This window comes from Catenulispora yoronensis, from assembly GCF_039531695.1.
GTDB lineage: Bacteria > Actinomycetota > Actinomycetes > Streptomycetales > Catenulisporaceae > Catenulispora > Catenulispora yoronensis.
Map to the genome: position 1 here is coordinate 25,097 of NZ_BAAAQN010000038.1, position 21,289 is coordinate 46,385.

At 72.1% G+C, this 21,289-nt stretch carries 18 protein-coding genes; 8 read left to right on the forward strand and 10 right to left on the reverse strand.

Translation table 11 applies throughout. The annotated features are described in order from the left end of the window. Window positions 1–270: 270 nt before the first annotated feature. Window positions 271–1,197, forward strand: coding sequence for an undecaprenyl-diphosphate phosphatase (locus tag ABD481_RS27370; RefSeq protein ID WP_344668637.1), 927 nt, complete (start codon window positions 271–273; stop codon window positions 1,195–1,197). Window positions 1,198–1,216: 19 nt separating this feature from the next. Here the strand turns inward: ABD481_RS27370 and ABD481_RS27375 are convergent, their stop codons facing one another. Next, window positions 1,217–2,806, reverse strand: coding sequence for a hypothetical protein (locus tag ABD481_RS27375; RefSeq protein ID WP_344668638.1), 1,590 nt, complete (start codon window positions 2,804–2,806; stop codon window positions 1,217–1,219). Between the two features lie 160 nt (window positions 2,807–2,966). Between ABD481_RS27375 and ABD481_RS27380 the strand changes: the two genes are divergently transcribed. Together ABD481_RS27380 and ABD481_RS27385 are read left to right on the forward strand one after the other, a co-directional pair. Then, window positions 2,967–5,204, forward strand: a complete 2,238-nt coding sequence (locus tag ABD481_RS27380; RefSeq protein WP_344668639.1) for a HelD family protein — start codon at window positions 2,967–2,969, stop codon at window positions 5,202–5,204. A gap of 126 nt (window positions 5,205–5,330) precedes the next feature. Beyond that, a complete protein-coding gene (locus ABD481_RS27385; protein ID WP_344668640.1) occupies window positions 5,331–6,941 on the forward strand; it encodes an LCP family protein in 1,611 nt (536 codons plus the stop codon). A gap of 117 nt (window positions 6,942–7,058) precedes the next feature. Here the strand turns inward: ABD481_RS27385 and ABD481_RS27390 are convergent, their stop codons facing one another. The 3 genes from ABD481_RS27390 to ABD481_RS27400 all read right to left on the reverse strand — a co-directional run bounded on the left by ABD481_RS27390 (window position 7,059) and on the right by ABD481_RS27400 (window position 9,947). Continuing rightward, on the reverse strand, window positions 7,059–8,897 hold the full coding sequence (locus tag ABD481_RS27390; protein ID WP_344668641.1) for a hypothetical protein: 1,839 nt from the start codon (window positions 8,895–8,897) through the stop codon (window positions 7,059–7,061). Window positions 8,898–9,008: 111 nt separating this feature from the next. Next, complete coding sequence (locus ABD481_RS27395) at window positions 9,009–9,281, reverse strand: hypothetical protein (protein ID WP_344668642.1); 273 nt, start codon at window positions 9,279–9,281, stop codon at window positions 9,009–9,011. 51 nt (window positions 9,282–9,332) lie between these two features. Then, on the reverse strand, window positions 9,333–9,947 hold the full coding sequence (locus ABD481_RS27400) for a hypothetical protein (RefSeq protein WP_344668643.1): 615 nt from the start codon (window positions 9,945–9,947) through the stop codon (window positions 9,333–9,335). A gap of 687 nt (window positions 9,948–10,634) precedes the next feature. Between ABD481_RS27400 and ABD481_RS27405 the strand changes: the two genes are divergently transcribed. After that, window positions 10,635–12,914 carry a glycosyltransferase gene (locus ABD481_RS27405; RefSeq protein WP_344668644.1) on the forward strand — a complete coding sequence of 760 codons (2,280 nt, stop codon included), beginning with the start codon at window positions 10,635–10,637 and terminating at the stop codon, window positions 12,912–12,914. Between the two features lie 305 nt (window positions 12,915–13,219). Here the strand turns inward: ABD481_RS27405 and ABD481_RS27410 are convergent, their stop codons facing one another. Next, on the reverse strand, window positions 13,220–14,050 hold the full coding sequence (locus tag ABD481_RS27410) for an MHYT domain-containing protein (protein WP_344668645.1): 831 nt from the start codon (window positions 14,048–14,050) through the stop codon (window positions 13,220–13,222). A gap of 402 nt (window positions 14,051–14,452) precedes the next feature. Here ABD481_RS27410 and ABD481_RS27415 point away from each other — a divergent pair, with 402 nt between their 5' ends. Beyond that, window positions 14,453–15,412, forward strand: a complete 960-nt coding sequence (locus tag ABD481_RS27415; RefSeq protein ID WP_344668646.1) for a glycoside hydrolase family 130 protein — start codon at window positions 14,453–14,455, stop codon at window positions 15,410–15,412. A 4-nt stretch (window positions 15,413–15,416) separates the two neighbouring features. On the opposite strand, the gene ABD481_RS27420 is transcribed toward ABD481_RS27415, so the two are convergent. The 4 genes from ABD481_RS27420 to ABD481_RS27435 are packed head-to-tail and all read right to left on the reverse strand — an operon-like array spanning window position 15,417 to window position 19,142. After that, window positions 15,417–16,016, reverse strand: a complete 600-nt coding sequence (locus tag ABD481_RS27420; RefSeq protein WP_344668647.1) for a hypothetical protein — start codon at window positions 16,014–16,016, stop codon at window positions 15,417–15,419. Next, complete coding sequence (locus ABD481_RS27425) at window positions 16,017–16,742, reverse strand: hypothetical protein (protein WP_344668648.1); 726 nt, start codon at window positions 16,740–16,742, stop codon at window positions 16,017–16,019. Next, on the reverse strand, window positions 16,739–18,550 hold the full coding sequence (locus ABD481_RS27430) for a ThiF family adenylyltransferase (protein ID WP_344668649.1): 1,812 nt from the start codon (window positions 18,548–18,550) through the stop codon (window positions 16,739–16,741). Before ABD481_RS27430 ends, ABD481_RS27425 begins: the two co-directional genes overlap by 4 nt. A 13-nt stretch (window positions 18,551–18,563) precedes the next feature. Then, the gene (locus tag ABD481_RS27435) at window positions 18,564–19,142 is read right to left on the reverse strand and encodes a hypothetical protein (RefSeq protein WP_344668650.1); all 579 of its coding nucleotides are present in this window, start codon (window positions 19,140–19,142) and stop codon (window positions 18,564–18,566) included. A 188-nt stretch (window positions 19,143–19,330) separates the two neighbouring features. On the opposite strand from ABD481_RS27435, the gene ABD481_RS27440 reads away from it, so the two are divergent. Genes ABD481_RS27440 through ABD481_RS27450 form a run of 3 tightly spaced genes read left to right on the forward strand, consistent with a single transcriptional unit; the run spans window position 19,331 to window position 20,320 of the window. Continuing rightward, entirely contained in the window at window positions 19,331–19,624 is a 294-nt protein-coding gene (locus ABD481_RS27440) for a hypothetical protein (RefSeq protein WP_344668651.1), read from the forward strand. Continuing rightward, on the forward strand, window positions 19,531–19,986 hold the full coding sequence (locus ABD481_RS27445) for a histidine phosphatase family protein (protein WP_344668652.1): 456 nt from the start codon (window positions 19,531–19,533) through the stop codon (window positions 19,984–19,986). Before ABD481_RS27440 ends, ABD481_RS27445 begins: the two co-directional genes overlap by 94 nt. Window positions 19,987–20,041: 55 nt before the next feature. Next, window positions 20,042–20,320, forward strand: a complete 279-nt coding sequence (locus ABD481_RS27450; RefSeq protein WP_344668653.1) for a hypothetical protein — start codon at window positions 20,042–20,044, stop codon at window positions 20,318–20,320. 74 nt (window positions 20,321–20,394) lie between these two features. Here ABD481_RS27450 and ABD481_RS27455 read toward each other — a convergent pair whose 3' ends face one another. Then, window positions 20,395–21,276: a helix-turn-helix transcriptional regulator gene (locus ABD481_RS27455; protein ID WP_344668654.1), complete on the reverse strand. Its 882-nt coding sequence runs from the start codon at window positions 21,274–21,276 to the stop codon at window positions 20,395–20,397. Window positions 21,277–21,289: the final 13 nt, after the last annotated feature.

Sequence of the window (21,289 nt, forward strand, 5' to 3'; positions counted from 1 at the left end):
GCTGCTGTGCTGCTGTGTCGCCGCGCCGCCGCGCTGCTGTGCCGCTGTGAGCGGGGCGCGGACGGACGGCGGCCGGGGTGGTCGTAGGCTTGCGCGCGAGAACCGGGTGCTTCACAGTAGTGTCGTGCTACAGCTTGTAGCAGTGGTGGGGGAGTAGCGAGGCGCTGCGGCTTTGCCGTACGTTCACTGTTTGTTTCCCTGCGCCGCCCCGTGCCGCGCGTATCCTCCGCGCAGCGCCCGCAACGTCCATTTTTCGGAGGGGAACCCGCCTTGTCCGGCCTGAACTATTTCGAAGCCTGCACGATCGGGCTGCTGCAAGGCGTCACCGAGCTGTTCCCGATATCCAGCCTGGGCCACTCGATCCTGGTGCCGGCGCTGATCGGCGGCAGCTGGAAGACCGATCTGGACATGACCGCCAAGGACTCGCCGTATCTGGCGTTCCTGGTGCTCGCGCACGTGGCGACCGCGCTGGCCCTGGTGGTGTTCTTCTGGCGGGACTGGGTGCGCATCATCGGGGCGCTGTTCACCTCGGTCCGCGACCGCCGGGTGGAGACCACCGACCAGCAGCTGGCCTGGCTGCTGATCATCGGCACCATCCCGGTCGGCCTGATCGGCCTGGCGCTGGACCATCCGCTGCGCAGCCATCTGGGCAAGCCCACGCCGGCCGCGGTCTTCCTGCTGATCAACGGGTTCGTCATCTTCATCGCCAACTACATGCTCAAGAACGCCGGCAAGGGCCGGCACGCCGCGGACGAGGCGGCCCTGGCCCCGCAGCGCGGCGAGACCCCGGAACTGGCCGCCGACCGCCGGCTGGCCCGGCTGGGCTGGAAGTCCGCGGTCGGCATCGGCGGCGCCCAGGCCTTCGCGCTGCTGCCCGGCATCAGCCGCTCCGGCATCACCATGGTGGCCGGCCTGGCCCGCGGCCTGAAGACCGAGGACGCCGCCCGCTTCGCGTTCCTGCTGGCCACCCCGGTGATCCTGGCCGCCGGCCTGTTCAAGACGCCGGAGCTGGCCAAGCCCGCGAACCACTCGATCCTCGGGCCGGCCATCGCCGGGTCGGTGCTGGCCGGCGTCGCGGCCTACATCTCGGTGCGGTTCCTGACCAAGTACTTCGAGAACCGCGACCTGAAGCCGTTCGGCATCTACTGCATCGTGGCCGGCGCGTTCTGCCTGGTCTGGTTCGCCGTCCACAAGTGAGCGGCGGCGCCGCCGCGGCTCACCGGTACTCGCCGAGCCGCGGCCGCAGCCCCAGCACCATCAGGCCGATGACGAGCACGGCCAGCGGATAGGGCAGCCAGGTCCACACTCCGACGTCGCCGCGGGCGGCCGGCATCGCGCTGTCGAAGTGCGTCTTGTTGAGGTCGATGACGTCGTCCAGCGCCGTGGTGTAGACGTCGAAGGCAGCGTCCGAGGTGCTCGGGGTGGCGGCGTCGGTGTCGAAGTCGACGGCGGCCCGCAGCTGGTCGTCCGTCGTCAGCGGCAGTTGGCGCAGTTGGGCGTCGCGTCCGAGGTAGGTGTCGTAGGTGTGGAACGCCTGGTAGGCCAGGCCCGCCTCCCCGTCGAAGGTGATGTTGCCGAACTCGCGGCCCAGGGCGCTGGCCGGGTCCACGCCGGCCGCCGTCAGGTCGTCGGCGGTGATGGTCCGGTCGTCGTCGACGCCGGCCTCCTCCCGGCCCGCCCGCCGCTTGCCGAGCCAGGCGTCCATCGTCCCCAGCGACGCGTCGTAGTCCAGCGGGCCGCTGGAGACGTCCATCCGCGCCACCGCGTCCGAGCCGTCGAGGTAGGACTTCTCGACCGCGGCCCGCTGCTCCGGGTGGTCGTGCAGCAGCAGCCAGCGGCTCTCGTCGGCGTTCGCCCCCGAGCCCAGGGCCTTGGCCTGGGTCAGCGCCAGCATCGAGTCGAAGGCGTTGGACTTGGCGGTGTGGAAGTCGTTCGCCGCCAGGCTGGTGCCCACCGCCCCGCCGACCGTGAAGACCAGCGCGGCCACCGTCGCCGCGGCCAGCCCTGGGTTCACCACCCGGTGGAACCGGCGGAAGAGGAAGACCTGCAGCGCTCCCAGCCCGCCCAGCAGGGCCAGGCCGAACAGCGCGAAGGCGGCGATCACCGCCTGCAGCGAGTCCGAGGCCGCCGACGAGGTGCCCGCGATCGCCGCGGCGCTGGTCTGCTCCAGGTCCTCGGCGGCCTTCAGCAACCCGCCGGAGCCGTCGCCCCCGAACAGGATCGCGTGGGCGCCCTGATAGTCGGCGAGCACCGAGGCCGGCGCCCTCCCGGCCGCGGTCCCGCCGTCCCGTTCGTCGTCGGCGAGGGTGCGCACCGCCTGCGCCTCGTACCCTCCGAAGGTGTCCACCACCGCGTGCAGCCGGTTCAGCGCGTCCTGGTCCCCGGCCAGCGCGGCGGTCGCGGCCTCCAGGTCGCCGTCGGCCAGCTTCCGGTCCCGGTCGTACAGGGCGACGCTGGCCGCCCGCGGCACCCGCACCCCGGTGTCGCCGTTCACCAGCAGGGCGTTGACCAGATGGGCGTCCATGTCCTGGAGCTGGAACACGAAGTCCTCGGTGGCCCGTACGCTCGGCGCGTCGTCGCCGGCGACGCCGGCGATCCGGGCGCCGGCGCTCCCCGCGAACCCGGTCACCGTCACGGCGGCGGCCAGAGTCAGGACACTGATCGCCGCGGCCGCGGCGCGCAGCAGGTTGGGCGTCGTCCCGCGAGCTGTCAGCGGGAGGCGGATGAGATGATCGCTGGAAATGGTTGGTACCCAGGCGGCCCGCTGCGGAGTACGCGTGGGCGCCTGGTAAATAGTCCCCGACACGGTCCGAACATAGGTCCGGACGATGCGTGCGGGGAGGGCGGGACCGGTGTTGCAAACGCGATGCAAACGCCGGGCCCGGCGGACCGCGTTTGCCGCTGCGGGCGCGGCCGGAGGATGATCGTGCGGTTGTGCTGTTCTAGTGGACGATGAGAGGTCGCGGGTGTCACCTCAGCAGGACGGGTCGGCGCACGTCAAAGAGCGCGAGGTCGAGGTCGAGCAGGCCGCGGTCGACGCCGCCTACGCCCGGCTGGCGCAGATGCGCGAGCAGGCCGCGCGCCGGGTGCGGGACAGCTACAAGGTGGCCCAGGGCGGGACCTACTCGGCGCTGGTCGACCGGGACGTGCAGGTGATGGAGGCCGCCATCTGGGAGCGGTCCCTGGACAACGCCTACAACGAGCTGGTGTTCGGCCGTCTGGACCTCAAGCCCGAGACCCCGGGCGGCGAGCTGGAGACCTACCGCATCGGCCGCCTCGGCGTCCGCACCGAGGAGCTGGAGCCGCTGGTCGTGGACTGGCGCGCGCCCGCCGCCGCGGCCTTCTACCAGGCCGCGCCGGAGGACCCGAAGGGCGTGGTGCGCCGCCGGGTGCTGCACTGCCGCGGCGACCGCGTCCTGGACATCGAGGACGACCTGCTGGACCCGGACAGCGCCCCCGAGGGGCTGCCGGTGGTCGGCGACGGCGCGTTCATCGCGGCGCTGTCCCGGACCCGCACCGGCCGGATGCGCGATATCGTCGCCACCATCCAGCGCGAGCAGGACCTGGTGATCCGGGCGCCGGCCGACATCAGCGTGGTGGTGACCGGCGGCCCGGGCACCGGCAAGACCGCCGTGGCCCTGCACCGGGTGGCCTGGCTGCTGTTCCAGCACCGGCGCCGCTTCGGCTCGCGCGGCGTGCTGGTGGTCGGGCCGAACCGGCGCTTCACCGAGTACATCGAGCGGGTGCTGCCCTCCCTCGGCGAGGGCGGCGCGGCGCTGCGCTCGCTGGGCGACGTGGTGAACGGCTTCGAGGCGTCCCGGCACGAGGACCCGGCCCGGGCCAAGCTCAAGGGCTCGCCGCGGATGGTGCGGGTGCTGCGCAAGGTCGCGAACGACGCGCCGTGGGGCGCGCCCAAGGACGTGCGGCTGGTGTACCAGGGCACGTTCTTCACCCTGGAGGCGGCCCAGCTCGCCGCGCTGCGCGAGCGGATGCTGCGCGGCAGCCGGCGGCCCAACGCGGTGCGCGCCGACGTCATCCGGTCCCTCCAGGAGGCGGCGTGGACCGCCTACCAGGACGCCAAGCGCGCGGCCGGCGACGCCTCGCCCTACGACGAGTACCCGGACCTGTTCGAGGACGACAAGCGCACCTTCATCAGCGAGCTGCGCGCGGAGCGGCCGTTCGCCGACTTCGTCACCGCCTGGTGGCCGCAGCGCACGCCGCTGGAGGTGCTGCGCTCCCTCGGCGACCCGGCGTACCTGGCCGAGGTCTCCCAGGGCGTGCTCGCCGCCGCCGACGCGCGGCTGCTGGCCGAGTCCTGGCGGGCCGTCACCGAGACCGGCGGCGGCCTGTCCTACTCCGACGTGGCGCTGCTGGACGAGCTGGACTCGCTGCTCGGCGAGGGTCCGCGCAGCAACCGCGCGGCGGCCGCGGCCAACCCGTACGTCGTGGACGGCGTCAACATGCTCACCGGCGAGGAGGTCGACGACGGCTCGGACCCGGAGTCCGGCGGCTTCCGCGAGCTGTCCACGTTCGGCGACCGGGCCGCGCGGCGCGGCGCCTACGTCGAGGAGCCCGACCCCGACGAGTTCGGGCACATCGTGGTCGACGAGGCCCAGGACCTCTCGCCGATGCAGTGGCGGATGCTGGCCCGGCGCGGCCGGCACGCCACCTGGACCGTGGTCGCCGACGAGGCGCAGAGCTCGTGGGAGGACCTGGACGAGGCCCGCCGCTCGATGGAGCTGGCGCTGGGCACCTCGCGGGAGCGGCGCCGGTTCGAGCTGACCACCAACTACCGCAACCCGGTGGAGATCGCCGACTACGCGGCCACGCTGCTGCACCGGTTCCTGCCGGACGCGCCGCTGCCCCGCGCCGTGCGCTCCACCGGCCGGCTCCCGGAGTTCCTGACCGCCGCCGAGGCCGAGTTGCCGGCCGTCGTGGGGCCGGCCGCGCTGCGGCTGGCCGGCGAGGTCGAGGGCACGGTCGGCGTGATCGTGCCGATGACCCGGCTCGGCGCGTTCGGGCTCGACGGCCTGCCGGAGCGGGTCCAGGTGCTCGGCGCGCTGGAGTCCAAGGGCCTGGAGTTCGACGCCGTGGTGCTGGTCGACCCGGACCTGATCGCCTCGGAGTCGCCGATGGGCCCGCGCACGCACTACGTCACCGCGACCCGCGCCACCCAGGCGCTGGTGACCGTTTCGGTCGAATGAGCGACTCGGGGAACCGCGGACGGGGGATCGCGCGTCCTGGAAGTGGGGATTCGAGCGCGAGGGTCTGATCGGGCGCCGCGACGGCGCGGCCGGGCACGGCGGAGCATTCAGGGGAGCACGGAAACGATGAGCGGCGACACGTCCGGCATAGCCGAGGTGCCCAAGCACAGCCCGGACGTCCCGCAGGGAGCGGGGCGGGGGACGGCGGCGGCCGGCGCCGGGCGGCGGCGCGCCCGGCGGATCCTGATGGTGCTGGCCGGCATGATGGTGCTGGTCCTGGGCAGCACGGTGGCCTACGCGGGCTACTGGTACTACCGGATCAACCACAACATCAAGGGCGCGCCGCTGCACGGCGCCGTCGTGCCCCCCGAGCAGCTGGCCTCCGGCGGGATCATCCAGCCGACCCCGGACGCCTACGGCAACCTGCCGGTCAACATCCTGCTGATCGGCACCGACACCCGGCTGCCCGGCAAGGACGCGAGCCTGGGCGGCTTCGTCGACACCTCCGGCCGGGCCGACGTGGAGATGCTGGTCCACGTCTCCAGCGACCGCAGCAACGCCACCATCGTCTCGCTGCCCCGGGACCTGATGGTGCCGATCCCGGAGTGCGTGGACAACAAGGGCAACCACTACGGCTCGCAGAGCGTGGCGATGATCAACTCGGCGCTGGCCGCCGGCCCGGGCTGCCAGGTCGACACCGTCGAGCTGTTCACGCACGTGAAGATCGACCACTTCATGATGGTGGACTTCTCCGGTGTGGTGGACCTGACCAACGCGGTCGGGGGCGTCAACGTCTGCGTCACCAAGGCCGTGCACGACCCGGACTCGCACCTGGACCTGCCGGCCGGCACCTCCGAGGTGAAGGGCACGCAGGCGCTGGCGTTCCTGCGCACCCGCGAGGGCTTCGCCGACGGCTCGGACCTGTACCGCACCCAGGCCCAGCACCAGTACCTGGGCTCGCTGATCCGCAAGATGAAGGACCAGTCGACGCTGGACGACCCGATCCAGGCCACCCACCTGATGGACATCGCCTCCAAGTCGCTGACCGTCGACGACCCGATAGCCAGCGTCAGCAAGCTGCTGGACCTGGCGAACACCCTCAAGAAGGTGCCGACCGACAACATCACGTTCCTGACCCTGCCGACCGTGCCCTACCAGCCGGACATCAACCGGGTGGCCCCGGACAAGACGCTGGACGACCAGATCTTCTCGCTGATCGCCCACGACCGCTCGGTCACCGCGCCCTCGACGCAGAGCCCGGCCACCTCCTCGGAGTCGACCGGGGGGCAGCCCGCCTCCCCGACCCCGAGCGGCTCGGCCTCGACGCTGGCGCCGTCCGCGGTGAAGGCGAACATCCTGGTCGAGAACGGCACCACGGCCGACGGCCGCTCCAAGCAGCTCGCCGAGACCCTGCGCGCCGACGGCTTCAAGAACGCCAGCGGCGTCGGCTACTCCAGCAGCGACGTCACCGTCACCGAGGTCTACTACAGCGACGACAAGTACGAGGCCTCCGCGCAGGCCGTCGCCGACGCCCTCCAGCTCCCGGCGGGCTCGGTCCGCCCCGGCGGCGACGGCAGCGCGCCGGTCGTGGTGCGGGTCGGCGCCGACTTCGCCTCCGGCGACGTGTTCAACCGCGCCGCCCCGACGACGCCGTCGGCGCTGCCCACGGCCGCCGCGTCGAGCGCGGACGTCGAGAGCGCGGGGGACAAGGGCCTGTGCGTGGCGGCGGCGCACTAGGAGCCGGAGCCGGGACGGGAACGAGATCGGAAACGGGAGCAGCAACAAAGGCGGGAACAAGAGCGGGAACGAGAGCGGGTGCGCGGGCCGAGAGGTCCGCGCACCCGCTCGTCCGTCTCACCGCCGGAAGAAGTCCCGCACGTTCACCAGCAACAGCAGCAGCGCCGCCACCCCCATCGTGATCAGGAAGGCGTCGCGCGCGTGCCGCGCCGTCCACTCCAGCACGCTGATCAGGATGCCGCCGCCGACCAGGATCACCGCGACGCTCACCGCCGTGGTCATCAGCCGCCGGCGGGCGAACGCCTCCAGCGCGGCGAACACCACCAGGATGCCGAGCAGCGTCGGGATCTTCGTGCGGTCCTCCGGCAGGAGCAGCACCGTCGCCACCGCCAGGAACAGCAGCGGGACGCTGACCGCGGCCCAGATCTGGAGCAGGATGCCGTGGTGCTTGGGGTCGCCCGGATCGTAGGGCTTGTGCGAGCGCGTCACATGCGCCTGCGGGTCCTGCACCGGCGGGCCGCCGTGCTCCAGGACGTGCTGGTGCACCGCGCGCTCCTCGGCCAGCGCCGTGCGCTCCTTGACCAGCCGGGTCACCGTCGCCTCGGCCACCCGCGCCTCGCCCAGCCGCTCGGCGACCGCTCTCGACGTCTGCGCCCGCGTGCGCAGGGACAGCACTTCGGCGTGCCGGTCGCGCGCCCCCTGCTGGAGCAGCCCGGTCTGCTCGTCGGCCTCGGCGATCCGGTCGTCGAGCTCGGCGATCCGGGTCTTCAGGCTGCGCTCCAGCCCGGCCTCGTCCGGGGCCACCTTGTGCAGCCCGGCCCAGCCCAGCGGATCGGACCAGGAGAACCGGACCGTGCCGTCGCGCTCGTAGCGCGGCCCGGCCGGCGCCCGCTCGCCCCCGGCCCAGTCCCGGGTGTCCACGCCCCACAGCCCGCGGAAGCCGCGCACCCAGGGGGTGTCGTCGTCGATCACCACCGGCTCCCACGGCCGGTCCTGGCCCGGGCCCACCCGGGTGCCGTCGCCGCGCGCGTAGTCGATGAACGGGATGCCGAACCCGTGGTCGTCGTTGCGGGCCCGCCGCAGCACGAACTCCGAGACCCGCTTCCACCAGCGCGCCGCCGTCCCGACCAGCGGCGGGTTGACCGTCACCAGGTAGTCGCCGGCCAGGAACGCCCCGGAATGCGACCCGGCCCCGGCGAACACCACCGGATGCGTGCCGTCGACCAGGGTCAGGTCCGGATCGTCCCAGCGCCGCCGCAGATCGTCGCCGGTGTAGTCGTGCGAGGAGAACGCCACCCAGCGCGGCGCCACCGTCCCGGCCGCGACGTCCTCGACCAGGTAGACGGTCACCATCTCCCAGTCCGCCTCGTGGTCGTTGACCCCGCCGAACGTCGAGCGCCAGTCGTTGGCCGCGTAGAAGTACCAGTACTGCAGCACCACGTACCCGCCGCGCCGGACCACCCGCCCGTAGTACGGGGAGCTCCCCGCCCCGCCGCCCGCGTGGTACTGCTCCGCGGCCTTCGTCATCACGCCGCCGGGCACCGTGCCCCGGATCAGCAGGCTCAGCCGCAGCAGCACGTCGATCAGCCGGGCCACGAACCCGACCGCCGCCAGCCGCCCGGTCCGCCGGATCCCGGTCGGATGCTCCCGCCGCCACCGCCGTACCCCGCGGCTCGACGCCGGCTTGAGCACATAGCGCAGGAACAGCCGCCGCTCCGGATGCGCCTGCGCGGCCGCCAGCAACCCCGCCAGGTCCAGACTCCCGGCCGGCACCAGCTCCGACGGCTTCTCCCCGTCCCGCCACAGACTCGCCGCAGCCACATAGCGCTCGATGTCGGTCGGGAGGAAGTACTCGCCCTTGGTGTACGCCAACACCGGCTCATGGGCCCGCAGCAACGCCAGATCGTCCGCCGGGCCGGCGGTGGCGGGAGTCGCGGGGGAATCGACGGCAGTCATCACCGCGACGATATTGCGCCCCGACCCGGGTCGCTTCCCGGGCCGGTCCGATCGGGCCGCCCCGAAAGCTCCGCCCGGCCCGACAGCTCCGCCGAAGGCATGCTGCTCAGCTCAGTCCGCCCCTATCAGCTGTATCGCCAGCCGCCGGGCCGACCGCCCGACGGCGCCGACCTCGAACCCGCCGACCCGAACGGCGCCGGGGTTCGGACGCCCTTGGCGCTCCGGGCGGACCCGGCGCTCGGCGAACTGCCCTGGAGCCAGCTCCGGCCCCGGGACCAGCTCCGGCCCCGGCTTCGGCTCCGGGACCGGCCGCTCGCCGCCGCTCCGGGTACCGCTCCCGCTCCCGCTCGTCGTCTCGTCCTCGAAGGACCACTCACGCTGCATGACCGCTCACACCACTCGTCCCGCTCAAGCTCTGAGGACTGCCTGCCCGGTTCAGGCCGCGGCCAACACCCGGCGGCCGCCGCGCAGCGCGTGCTGCGCCGCCCGCTGCCCGCGCTCGGCCCGCTCGGCCAGCGCCGCGATCGAGGCCGCGGCGTGCTGCGCGGCCGGCGCCAGCGGCTGCTCCGCCGGCTCCAGGGTCTCCAGCTCGTCGCAGCCGTAGGCGCGGCACAGCTGGAGCTCGGCGACGTGCACCACGTACCAGCGCGCGTGCGAGCCGTCCTCCTCCAGAGTCACCAGCACCTGCTGCACGATCCCGGTCCGGTCCTCGCCGACCACCTCGACCTTGGCCCCCACCGGGTGCCCGGCGGTCCGCACCGCCGCCGCCAGCTCCGGCTCCACCCGCTCCGCCGCCCGCGCCCGCGCCGCGTGGTCGGCGGCGTCGTACTCCTCGCCCCAGGTGCGCCTCAGGTGGATCAGCACCCGGCCGATCGCCGCGGCCTTGGCACCGGCCACGGCGCGTTGTTCAGGATTGGCGTTGGGACTTGTCGACGCGGCGTGCCAGCGGGCGCGGGCCACGCAGGCGCGCTGCTCGATCTCGTAGCGCTCCAGGCCGTCCAGCTCGGTGCGGACGGCGTCGTAGATCAGTTCCAGGCGGCGGGGGTCCATCGGGGGTGCTCCTCAGCGGGTCGCAAAGCTCTCGGGTCGGGGGGAATCGGACCGGGAAGGGCGTACGCAGACGGCGTTGGCTGGTACGCCCCAGCGCATTCGGCGACACGGTTTATGCCAACCGTGCAGCGCCGGACGCGCTACTCGCTGCGTGCGGTGAGGAGTCGTGCTACGGACAGTGGTGTTCGAGATGAGGCTGGGCCTCGGAACATCTCTCATCAGAGTTACCTCTACAGGTGTACGGCGGCTGGAAGGTGCCCTCCGGGTGAAGCGAGGGAGAACCCTCGTCCCATCCGTGCCGGCGGGCTATCGGACGTCAGCGGCCGCACATTCGGCGCATGCGGCATACGCGGCCGGCCCGATGGGATTTCGTCCCAAGGCAGGTCGCGCAGCACGTAAAGCATGCGCCGTTCATGGCGCTATTAAACCATCCCGACCCCGGGGTGTTGTCAAGCGACGCACGTCACACGACTTTCCTACCTGCGGGTATACCTCAGCCACCCCTCCCGCCACGGTTCGCCATACCGCGCGGCTCGCGATTTGCCAAGTCCGTGGTGGCTGATCGCCTGTTCATCGTGGCGAAACCGACAATACGTCTAAGAGTATTGATTAAGGCTACTGAGTAACGTTAGAGTGGCTTGCCGGTTCCGTCGTATTTAGTGGCGACGGAGAGAGGTATGAGAGGTCATGGCAGGGACTGTCTCGAACATGGGCATCAGACTCGCGATCGTTTCCACGTACCCGCCGCGACGGTGCGGCATCGCCACGTTCTCGCGCGACCTGGCCGTCGCGCTCGCCGATGCCGCTCCGGACGTGCGCGTGGAGATCTGCGCGTTGGACCGGGACGGACTGGCCTACCCCGCAACGGTGCGGACGGTGATCCGCCAGGACGAGCATCCCGACTACCGGAAGGCCGCCGAGGAACTGGCCGCCTCCGGGGTGGGAGCCGTCGTCATCCAGCACGAGTTCGGCATCTTCGGGGGCCAAGACGGCGCCTGGATCACCGATTTCGCCGCCGAGCTGCACCGGCTCGGCGTGCCTTATCTGGTGACGCTGCACACCGTGCTCTCCACGCCGAGCCCTTCCCAGGCCGGCACCCTTTACCGCTTGTGCCGCGACGCCGCGGCCGTGACCGTGTTCACCGAGACCGCGAGGAGGCTGGCCGTCGACACCGGCATAGCCCCGCCGGACCGGATCGTCCACGTCCCGCATGGAGCGCCGCCGCCCGGGAGCGGCGGCGCTGTGCGCCCGGAGGTGGCCGCGACGCTGGAAGCGCTGCGCGGCCGCCGCCTGCTGTCCACCTTCGGCCTGCTCTCGCCCGGCAAGGGGCTGGAGACGGCCGTCGCCGCCGTCGGCCGGATCGCCGAGCGGCACCCCGACGTCACCTATCTGATCGCCGGGTCGACCCATCCCGAGATCGCCCGCCAGGAGGGCGAGAACTACCGCGACCGCCTGGTGCTCGCGGTCAAGGGCGCGGACCTGGAGGACCGCGTGGTGTTCCTGGACACCTTCCTGACCGACGCCGAGATCTCCGCGGTCCTGGCCCGCACCGAGATCTTCTGCACCCCCTACCGCTCCCGCGAGCAGATCTCCTCCGGCGCCCTGACCTTCGCGCTGGCGGCGGGCTGCCCGGTGGTGTCCACCTCGTACTTCTACGCCGAGGACATGCTCTCCGGCGGCGCCGGGATCACCGTTCCGCCGGAGGATCCCGAGGCGTTCGCCGAGGCCCTGCACACACTCCTGGCCGATCCGGCGCGCCTGGAACGCGCCCGGGAGGCCGCGCGGACCGCCGGGTCCGTGCTGCACTGGACCGCCGTCGCCCGCCGCTTCGCGGGCATCGCCCGGGCCACCGCGGCCCGGCGGCCGCGCCCGGTGCCGGACGCCATCACCTCAGACGCCCCCGGGGAGGCGCACGTGGACGTTCCGAAACTCAAACTCACCCACCTGAACCGGATCACCGACTCCGGCGGCATCGTGCAGTTCAGCCGGCACGCCAAACCCGATATGGATTCCGGCTATTGCGTGGACGACGTGGCCCGGCTGGCGATTGTGGCAGCCGGGCTTTGCGCGCTCCCGGTCCTGGAGATCACCGGCACCGACCCGCACGCCTGGCTCGACACCTCGCTGGACTTCCTGGAGGCCGGCTACGACCGCGCGGCCCTGGGCTCGCGCAACATGCGCGACGCGGCCGGGGCCTGGCTGGACCGGCCGCACCGCGGCGACCACGTCGGCCGGATGCTGTGGGCGCTGGGCGACGTCGCCGCCGGCGGCGCGGTGCCGGACAAGCTGCGCGAGCGCGCCGCCGCGCTGCTGGACGCCGCCCGCGCGTCCCTGCCGGCCCAGAGCACCGTCCGCACCACGGCCTACGGCCTGCTGGGCCTGGTCCGGGTCCCGGAGCCGAGTCAGGAGCTGGCGCTCGGCGTGGCCAAGCTGGACGCCGCGTTCCTGGCCGGCGCGACCGACGACTGGCCCTGGTTCGAGGACGAGCTGACCTACGACAACGCGCGGCTGGCGCAGGCCCTGCTGGCCGGCGGCGAACGGGCCGGGGACGCGGCGGTCGTGGAGCGCGCGCTGCGCGCCCTGGACTGGTACCTGGGGCAGGTCGGCATCGGCGCCGACGCCGCGCCGGACGCCCGCCTGCGGCTGGTCGGGAACCTGTGGCGGCGCAAGGGGGCGCCGATTCCGGACTACGAGGGCGACGAGCAGCCGATCGACGCCACGGCGGTCGTGGAGGCCTGCGTGGAGGCCTGGCGGGTGACCGGGCGGGAGTTCTACGCCGTGCGGGCCCGGCGGGCGTTCGACTGGTTCCTCGGCGCCAACCGGCTGGGCGTGCCGCTGTACGACGCGGCCAGCGGCGGCGGACGCGACGGACTGCGCGCCGACGACGCCAACCCGAATCAGGGTGCTGAATCGACGCTGGCCTACTACCAGGCGCTGCTGGCGCTGCGGAAGGCCGAGCTGCTCTGACCGGTGATCCGGTCCGGTCCGCGCCGGCCGCCGATCGGTCATGACGATCCGCTCCGACCGCCGGTCGGTGCCGGGTGCGACTGCCGGGCGGCGCCGGGCGGGACGGAAACGGCCCTGTGCCGCCCTCTCCTTCGCGGGGAGGGCGGCACAGGGCCTTCGTCTTGGCGCGGCGGTTCTCGGGGCGTCTCGCGGTCTGTGGGACCCGATACGGCGGGTCCGCTGTCGGCCGCCGACCGTCGTCGTCCCGACTGTCGTCCCGACCGCCGCCGTCCCGGCTGCTGCCGCCCCGACCGCCGCCGCCCCGACTACCGCCGCGAGCGCAGCGCCAGCGACATCTGCGCGGCCCGCTGCTCCTCGCGCAGCTCGTGCTCGGTCGGCGCCATCGCCACCACCAGCAGCATCACCGTGGTGGTCACGCTGATCCCGATCACCAGCGGGGTCAGCAGCTGCGCGGCCGACATCCCGCCGCCCGCCGCCTCGGCGGTCACCGGCATGCCCGGCATCCAGCCCGCCGGGTCGGTCGCGGCGGTCGCCGTCACGTGCAGCGCCGCCATCCCGACGTAGTGCATGCCGGTCACCGCCACGCCCATGATCCCGGCCGCGCCGATGGTCGCCGCCAGGCCGCGGACGTTCAGCGCGAACCACAGCGCGGCGGTGGCGGCGGCGACCGCGACCACCTCGGAGGCCAGCACCAGCTTCACGTCGAAGTGCATCGACGGCGCCATGTGCATCGCCGCCATCCCCAGATAGTGCATCCCGGCCACCCCGGACCCGGTGATCAGCCCGCCCAGCAGCAGCGAGTTGGCGGAGCCGGCCCGCCGTACCGCCAGCGCCAGGCCGGCCGCCACGATCAGCACCGCCACCGCCAGGCTGATGACGGTCAGCAGCGGGTCGTACCGGATGTCGGCGCCGGGCACCGTGAACCCGAGCATGGCTATGAAGTGCATGACCCAGATGGCGGTGCCGCCGATCGCCAGCGCGGCCATGGCCAGCCAGCGGTAGCGCGAACTGCCCACAGCGACCCGGGCACGCGAGGCGCTCTGTAGGCCGATCGCTGAACCTAGAAAGGACATGAAGTAGGCCAGCAGCGGGGTCAAGGGGCCGTAGGTGAAACCGTTGACGTGCACAGCGCGCATCCATTTCGGGTGTGGGCGGACAGCGGGGGACGACAAGCCGCTGTCTGGGTTGCGCAGGCGTTTGAACTGCGGTTGGTCCGTCAACAGCCGAGCAATCATAGAGGTGGCGAGGTGGCGGCGCGGAAGACGGTTCCGCCAGCTCCGCGTTGTGGCCTTCGTCACACAAACGGCCCTGGCGCCGCCCTGGCCCGCATTACCCCGCGCTGTAGCGGGTCGTGGCGAATCGACCCGGAGCAGCGGGGGCGCGCGCCCCGTATGGAAACCCCATGTGGCGCCCGCGTTTAGCGTGTTGTCCAGACAGGGTGTGATCACGAGCGCTACAGTCAGTGCTTTCCAGCGGCGAACTGTGCCGTTTGCGAAGATCGAAACCTGTTCGCAACCAGACACATTGCGAGGCAAAAGATGTCGACACCGCTCGGCACCACCAGCCCCCACGGCGAACTGTTCCGCCGAGAACCCGCCAACCCGATCCTGACGGCGAATGACTGGCCCTACCAGATCAACACCGTCTTCAATCCCGGCGCCACCACCCACGACGGTGAGACGGTGCTGCTCTGTCGCGTCGAGGACCGCCGCGGCCTGTCCCACTTGACGGTCGCGCGGTCACCGGACGGGGTGCACGGCTGGCGCGTGGACCCCAAGCCGCTGCTCGCCGACGACCCGGCCGACCAGACGACCATGTGGGGTGTGGAGGACTGCCGGATCACCTATCTGGCCGAACTCGAGACCTATGTCATCTCCTATACCGCCTACGGGCCGTCGGGCCCGTGCGTGGCCCTGGCCACCACCGAGGACTTCCAATCGGTCGAGAAGCTCGGCGTCGTGATGCCGCCGGAGGACAAGAACGCCTCGTTGCTGCCCCGGCGCGTGGGCGGCGACTTCATCCTGTACCACCGGCCCTACTCGGCCCACGTGGGCGGCGCCGACGTCTGGCTCTCCCGGTCGCAGGACCTGCGCACCTGGAGCTCGCCGGAGCCGGTCATGGCCAGCCGCGACGGCGCCTGGTGGGACGCCGCCCGGATGGGCCTGGGCCCGGCCCCGATCGAGACCGAGCACGGCTGGCTGGGCGTCTACCACGGCGTGAAGCAGATGGCCGCGGGCCCGCTGTACCGAGCCGGGCTGGTGCTGTTCGACATCGACAACCCGGCCAAGGTGCTGCGCCGCTCCCCGCAGTGGGTGCTCGGCCCGTCGGCGGACTACGAGACGCACGGCGACGTGCCGAACGTGGTCTTCCCGACCGGGATGATCCACGACGAGGAGACCGGCGATCTCCGCCTGTACTACGGCGCCGGCGACAGCGTCATCGCGGTGGCCACCGCCACCATGTCCGAAGTCCTGGATTATCTGCTGCAGTACGGCTGAACGACTAGGTGGCCTGGGTTCGTTCCGCCCAGGCCATCGTCAAGAGAGCCAGTACCAGCAGGATCCCGAAGGCCTGCCAGGGGTTGTGGTGCTCCAGCAGCGTCCGCTGCTTGGCGACGAGGTCCTTGAACCATTGCGGGAAATCGAAGGTGGCCAGGTGCAGCCACCAGTTGTTCTCCACGATCCCGGCCCCGAAGGCCACCACCAGCGCCTGGTAGGGGCGCGCCACCGCGGCGGTCAGCACCGCGACGATCACGAACCACGGCAGCAGCCGGAACTCCTCGAACATGGCGTGGAACAGGTACGCCTCCCCGCCGAGATTCCACGGCCGGTAGCCCAGCGCCCGGAACACCGGCCAGGGCTTCCCGTGATCCTGGGCATGGTCCCCGATCCAGAACGCCGCCAACTGCGCGGCGGTGAAGGCGAACAGCAGCGCCAGGAACGTCAGCACGATCGACAGCACCGCCAGCACGAACGCGCCCGAGGTCCGCGGCGCCGGGCGTAAGTGCGGCCGGTGGCTCCGGCCCCGGCGGACCAGGCGGACCCCGCGGTCCGGCACCCCGGCGATCGCGCCGCGGATCTTGTCTATGTCGTGGTTGGCCATCTACGCCTGCTCCCAGTGGATCGCGACGTCGCCGCGGTGCAGCTGCTCGACCGCTGTGCGCCAGCCCTCCAGCCGGGCCATGACCAGCTCCGGGTCGGCGGCCGGGTCGACGGTGCGCAGCGCGACGTGCAGGGTTTGCGGGTGGGTGTCGGGGACGGCCCGCAGCTCGGACCGGGGAACGCCGGCCTGCGGGAGGATGCGGGCCAGCGCGGCGCGCGCGGCGGCCAGGGGGCCGGCGCCCGAGGGCACCGCGCACAGCCACACGTCGTCGCGGTCCGGCCAGTCCAGGCGCAGCGGCCCGAGCGCCGGCCCGACGGTGGTGGCGGCGATCAGCGTCGTGGCGCGGCCGTCCTTGGCGATGACGACGGTGCCCGAGGAGGTCAGCGCCGCCAGCTCCGGGACCTGGTCCAGCGCCTGCGCGACCACCGGGTCGAGCTCGCCGAGCTCCTCCCCGCGGCCCAGCGCGACGACGATCGCGGCCGGGCGCAGGCCGAACGCCGCTGTCAGGCCACTGATGGTCGACCCGTACTCCCGCAGCGTCTCGGCGAGGACCTCGGCACCGACCTCGGCGGCCTCCGGCGCGGCCGATTCCACGTGCGCGGCCAGGGATTCGGGGTCGACCGGCGGCCCGCCGGGCACCTGGCCGACCAGGTTCGCGAGGGTGGCGCGCAACGTCGCGAGCCAGGCGGTGGCGGGCGGTGAGGGGGTGGGGTACAGGGCGCTCACCCGGAGTCCCCCAGGCTGCGGAGCAGGTCTATGTCCGGCTCCTGATACGCCCCGGGATCGGTGCGGCCCTCGGGGGCGCCGCACACCGGGCAGTCGGGCCGGCCCTGGACCGACAGCCACAGCGACTGGTACGCGTACTGGGCCGGCGCGGCGCGCATCAGGTCGGCGAAGATCCAGTAGTCGGGCTCGTGGCCGAAGACGGCGTAGGTGGTCCCGGCCTTGAGGATGCCGCGGGCGAAGCGGGCGGCCTCGGCCTCGTCCTGCTCGTCGTGCAGCAGTCCGAGGGCGATCTTCGCGGCCACCGCCGACACCTGGTGGATGTCGGCCAGCAGGCCCGGTTCGGCGATCAGGCGCCCGGTGCCGTAGTCGGTGGCGGCGGCGACCGATCCGCTGGCGGTCTCCTGCAGGTCGGCGCGTACTCCGCCGGTCGCGCAGGTGAAGCAGGCGGTCCCGGGCGCGGCGACGATGACCTCGCCGCCGTGCGCGCCCTGGTACAGGCCGGGGAAGACCGCCGGACGCCCGTGCCAGTAGGCGAAATGGCCGAGGCGGGTCTGCGCCTGCGGATCGTCGGTGGCGGCGACGACGAGATCTGATTCGCCGACCAGGGCCGCGAGGTCCACGTCCTCGTGCCGGGCCGTGTGGAACGCGATCCGGGCCGCCGGATTGACCGACAACGCCAGGTCGGCCAGCGCCCGGGCCTTGCCCAGCCCCACGTCGGCGACCCGGTAGGAGCTGCGCCCGAGGTTGGCCGGCTCGACGGTGTCCGGATCGACGATCGTGAAGGCGCCGACGCCGCTGCGGGTCATGGTCTCCACGAGGTAGGAGCCCACCGAGCCCGCGCCCACGATCAGGACTCTGCGATCGGCCAGCGTCGGCGACAGGAGGCCCTCGGTGCGGGCGAACAGGGGCGCCAACGGGCTCCGGCCGGCCTGGGGCGGCCCGGGCGGCCGCGGTCCCGCCGCCGGCCCCGAGGCGGCCTCCGGTGCCGTTTCCGGCCCCGGTGCTAGACCCAGGTCGTCGGCGGCCGCATCGTGCGAGGCATCATCCGATTCCCGGGCCCGCGGCCGGTGCCCCTGGCGCACCGCCAGGACCGCGCCGGCCATCCGCTCCAGCGGCGGCAGCGCGAGGTCCCAGCGCAGCGTCAGCGGGCCGTCCGCGTCCTCCGGCAGCAGCGTCGGCGCGGTCGCCGGGAAGTCGGCGCCGAACAGCAGCGTGACGGCGCCGAAGCCGGGGATCCGCGCCCCGGTGGCCAGCAGCGCCGTACCCTCCACCGCCACCACCACCGGATCGGCCGCCGGCTGCACCCCGGCCCGCCGCAGCATCTTGACGATCGGCACCACCACCGGCCGCATCGGCGCCACCTCCACGCCGTCGGCCACCCGGTACGCGCCGTAGAACGAGACCCGCGCGGGGCCCAGGCGCACCTCGTGCCCGGCCAGCGGCGTCTCGACGTCGTGCGTGACGATCGGCGCCAGATACCGCGCCAGATGCGGGTTGTGGCGCAGCGTCTCGGCGTACTCCGCCCGATCCTGCCCCGACGGCACCGGCATCCCCGCCGGATGCGAGTGCACGATCCCCTTGAACTCCGCCGCCGTGGCGGCCTCCCGCTCCGCGATCGCCGCGATCAGCCAATCCGTGTTCTGATAACGCGTCCCGGTCGTGGCCGCCCCGGCATCGTGGACGAACCCGGCGACGTAGTCCACCCCGGGCAGCCCCAGCAACGCCCCGCCCTGCTCCGGCGCCACACCCCCGATCCGCGCCGCGACCGCGTCCAGCACGAAGTCCGCGACCCGCACCGGTGTCAGCATCCGCACCCCCTGCTCAGAGGTCGTACTCGACCTCGTTGGTCACCGAGAAGGGGAAGGGATACCCGGCCAGCACCACATCCATGCCCGTGGCCCACAACACCGACTTGGAGTACGCCTCCTCCAGGCTCGGCTGCCCCGAACCCCCGAACTGGCTCAAACACAGCTTGCCGTTGGCGAACAGGTGCGACGAATGCACCCCGACCAACCCCTCCAACCGCGGCTCGACCAACTTCACCTGATAGCTGGCCCCGTCGAAGTACGCGAACATGGTGTAAGGCCGCCCCATCTGCGACCGAAAGCTGTAACACCACCCCCGCGCATCCCGATGATCGATGAACCGCGTGTTCCGCGGCATATGCAAAGCCGCCCACCGCACATCCTCGACCTCCCGCCCGCGCACCCGCCCCGCGAACGTCCCATGCTGCACCTTGCTCAACGGCCGCCCCACCGGAGCGTCCCCGGTATAGATCTCCCCTTCGGACCCGACCGCCACCCGCGCCTGCGGATCGACCGGATACTGCTCCCCGGTCTGCTGCGCATTGCGGATGATGTCCCGCAAACGGTTGAGGTCGGTGCGTTCGACGTCTGACATGGACACTCCCTGCACTGGACTGCTGCGCGCCTCTCAGGGTAGGCCGCGCCGCCGCAATAGGAAACGGGAAACACCCTCCACCGCCCTTGTCCGCTCCGTGCCCCGGCGGTAAGAGATGTAGAGGCCTGATACCGATCACGCCATTACTCCGTATCCGACCACTACATCACGAAAGGAGTTCCAAAGTCGTGTCTGAGATCTTTGTCAACTATCGCACCGGGGACGCCCACGACGCGGCCACGGCCATCCAGCTCGACCTGAGCCGACGATTCGGTCCGCGGCAAGTCTTCTTCGCATCCCGCTCACTGGAGTTCGGCAAACCGTTCCCGGTCGCCCTGCTCCAAGAGGTCGCCCGGGCCCGGGTAGTGGTCGCGGTGATCGGCCCGCAGTGGCTGACGCGGGAACCAACCGCCTGCCCGACGACGTCCGACACCTGGCGGACTATCCCTACTGCCGCTACGACCACCGCGAAGCCGAGCTGAGTCTGACCCGGATCGCCGAAGTCGTCACGGCCACAGTTCCCGGGTTAGTCGACCGCGTCGGCCAGGTCACAATGTCCAACGGCTCGATCACCACCGAGGTGCGCGAAAACCACGGAAACATCCACACCGGCCCCGGCTCGCAGTACATCTTCCAGATCATGCGGGACATCAGCGGCCTCGGCGACGACCGGACGGCCGCGCCCCGAAGGCGGTGGGTCGAGGAGCAGTTCGCCTGGCTGCGCGCACGTCTCGCCGACCCGCCGGGCTCCGAGAAGATCCGAGAGACCCTGGCGAAGAAACACATCGTATTGCTGCGCGGCGCGCCGGGGACGGGCCGTCGCACGGCGGCGATGATGCTCTGAAACCGAAGCGCCCGTCCTCACCGTCGCCGACCATGTCGCGGGCATCGCCGACCGGTTGGGTTACGAACCGGAGGCCAAGGCCCGGTCGCTGCTGATAGCCAACCTCGTCAGAGCCTTCGTGGCCTCAGGCCACCGGGACGAAGCCATGGACCTGCGCCAGGCCTTCGACCGGACAGTCGCGCCGGATGACGGTCCGGCATCCGACGACGCCGTTCCACCCCTCGACGACCACCCCGAAAACCACCCCGAAAACCACGCCGACGACTACGCCGCCGACCACCCCGACCACCCCGACCACCCCGACGACCTCAGCGACAACTACCCAGAACCCTGATCCGCCGCCACCGCCTCACACCCCCGCCTCACGCGCCCCCGCCTCACACATCGCCACCTCACACACCCCCAGCCTCACCCCGCCACCAACCGCAACCCGTTCCGCCGCTCGTCCTCCGCCAGCAGCACGTTCAACCGCGCCGCCGTGTCCGTCGCGGCCTGCGGATTGTGCAGCACCACGCGCAAATCCGCGCGGTTGGGCACGCCCAGGGTCACCGATTCGAAGTGCAGGGCGCCGGCCTTGGAGCTCAGGACCTTGCTGCGGGCGCCGTTGTGGGCCACGTCCTGGCGGTTCCACAGGGTCGCGAACTCAGGGCTCTGCGCCGCCAGTGATTCGACGATCTGCTGGAAGCCCTCGTTGCCGGGGTTCGCCGTCATCTCCGAGCGGTAGCTGGCCACGATCAGCGGGGCCAGTTCCTCCCAGTTCTCCAGGTTCTCGCGGTAGATCTCGTCCAGGAAGTACTGGTGCAGGCAGTTGCTGCCCGGTTCGGCCATGTGGAGGGCCAGTTGGGCCGCGCGATTGGCGACCACCAGGTTCCAGTAGCAGTCGACGATGTGGCCGGGGTTCGGCAGCCAGGCGTCGACCAGGCGGACCAGGACGTCGTCGACGGGGCGGGGTTCGGCCGGGCCGGCCGAGCCGAGCTGCGGGGGGTTGAGGCCGGCCAGGGCGTACAGGTGGCGGGTCTCGGCCTCGCCGAGTTTCAGGACGCGGGCGATGGCGTCCAGGACGTGGGAGGACACGGTGATGTCGCGGCCTTGTTCCAGCCACTGGTACCAGGAGGAGCCGACGCCGGCCAGGACGGCGACCTCCTCGCGGCGCAGGCCCGGGGTGCGGCGGCGGGCGCCCGGGGCCAGGCCCACTTCCTCGGGCGTGATCTGGGCGCGCCGGGCGACCAGGAACTCACGCAGACTGGCCCGCCGGACGGTATCGGGGTCCACCTGGACCGGTCCGGTCATCGACACAGCATTC

Excerpts from the sequence above, each read along its gene's own strand:
- ABD481_RS27385 (WP_344668640.1), top strand. The coding sequence starts at position 5,331 with ATGAGCGGCGACACGTCCGGCATAGCCGAGGTGCCCAAGCACAGCCCG.
- ABD481_RS27390 (WP_344668641.1), bottom strand. The coding sequence starts at position 8,897 with ATGACTGCCGTCGATTCCCCCGCGACTCCCGCCACCGCCGGCCCGGCG.
- ABD481_RS27395 (WP_344668642.1), bottom strand. The coding sequence starts at position 9,281 with ATGCAGCGTGAGTGGTCCTTCGAGGACGAGACGACGAGCGGGAGCGGG.
- ABD481_RS27400 (WP_344668643.1), bottom strand. The coding sequence starts at position 9,947 with ATGGACCCCCGCCGCCTGGAACTGATCTACGACGCCGTCCGCACCGAG.
- ABD481_RS27405 (WP_344668644.1), top strand. The coding sequence starts at position 10,635 with ATGGCAGGGACTGTCTCGAACATGGGCATCAGACTCGCGATCGTTTCC.
- ABD481_RS27410 (WP_344668645.1), bottom strand. The coding sequence starts at position 14,050 with ATGCGCGCTGTGCACGTCAACGGTTTCACCTACGGCCCCTTGACCCCG.
- ABD481_RS27415 (WP_344668646.1), top strand. The coding sequence starts at position 14,453 with ATGTCGACACCGCTCGGCACCACCAGCCCCCACGGCGAACTGTTCCGC.
- ABD481_RS27420 (WP_344668647.1), bottom strand. The coding sequence starts at position 16,016 with ATGGCCAACCACGACATAGACAAGATCCGCGGCGCGATCGCCGGGGTG.
- ABD481_RS27430 (WP_344668649.1), bottom strand. The coding sequence starts at position 18,550 with ATGCTGACACCGGTGCGGGTCGCGGACTTCGTGCTGGACGCGGTCGCG.
- ABD481_RS27435 (WP_344668650.1), bottom strand. The coding sequence starts at position 19,142 with ATGTCAGACGTCGAACGCACCGACCTCAACCGTTTGCGGGACATCATC.
- ABD481_RS27455 (WP_344668654.1), bottom strand. The coding sequence starts at position 21,276 with ATGACCGGACCGGTCCAGGTGGACCCCGATACCGTCCGGCGGGCCAGT.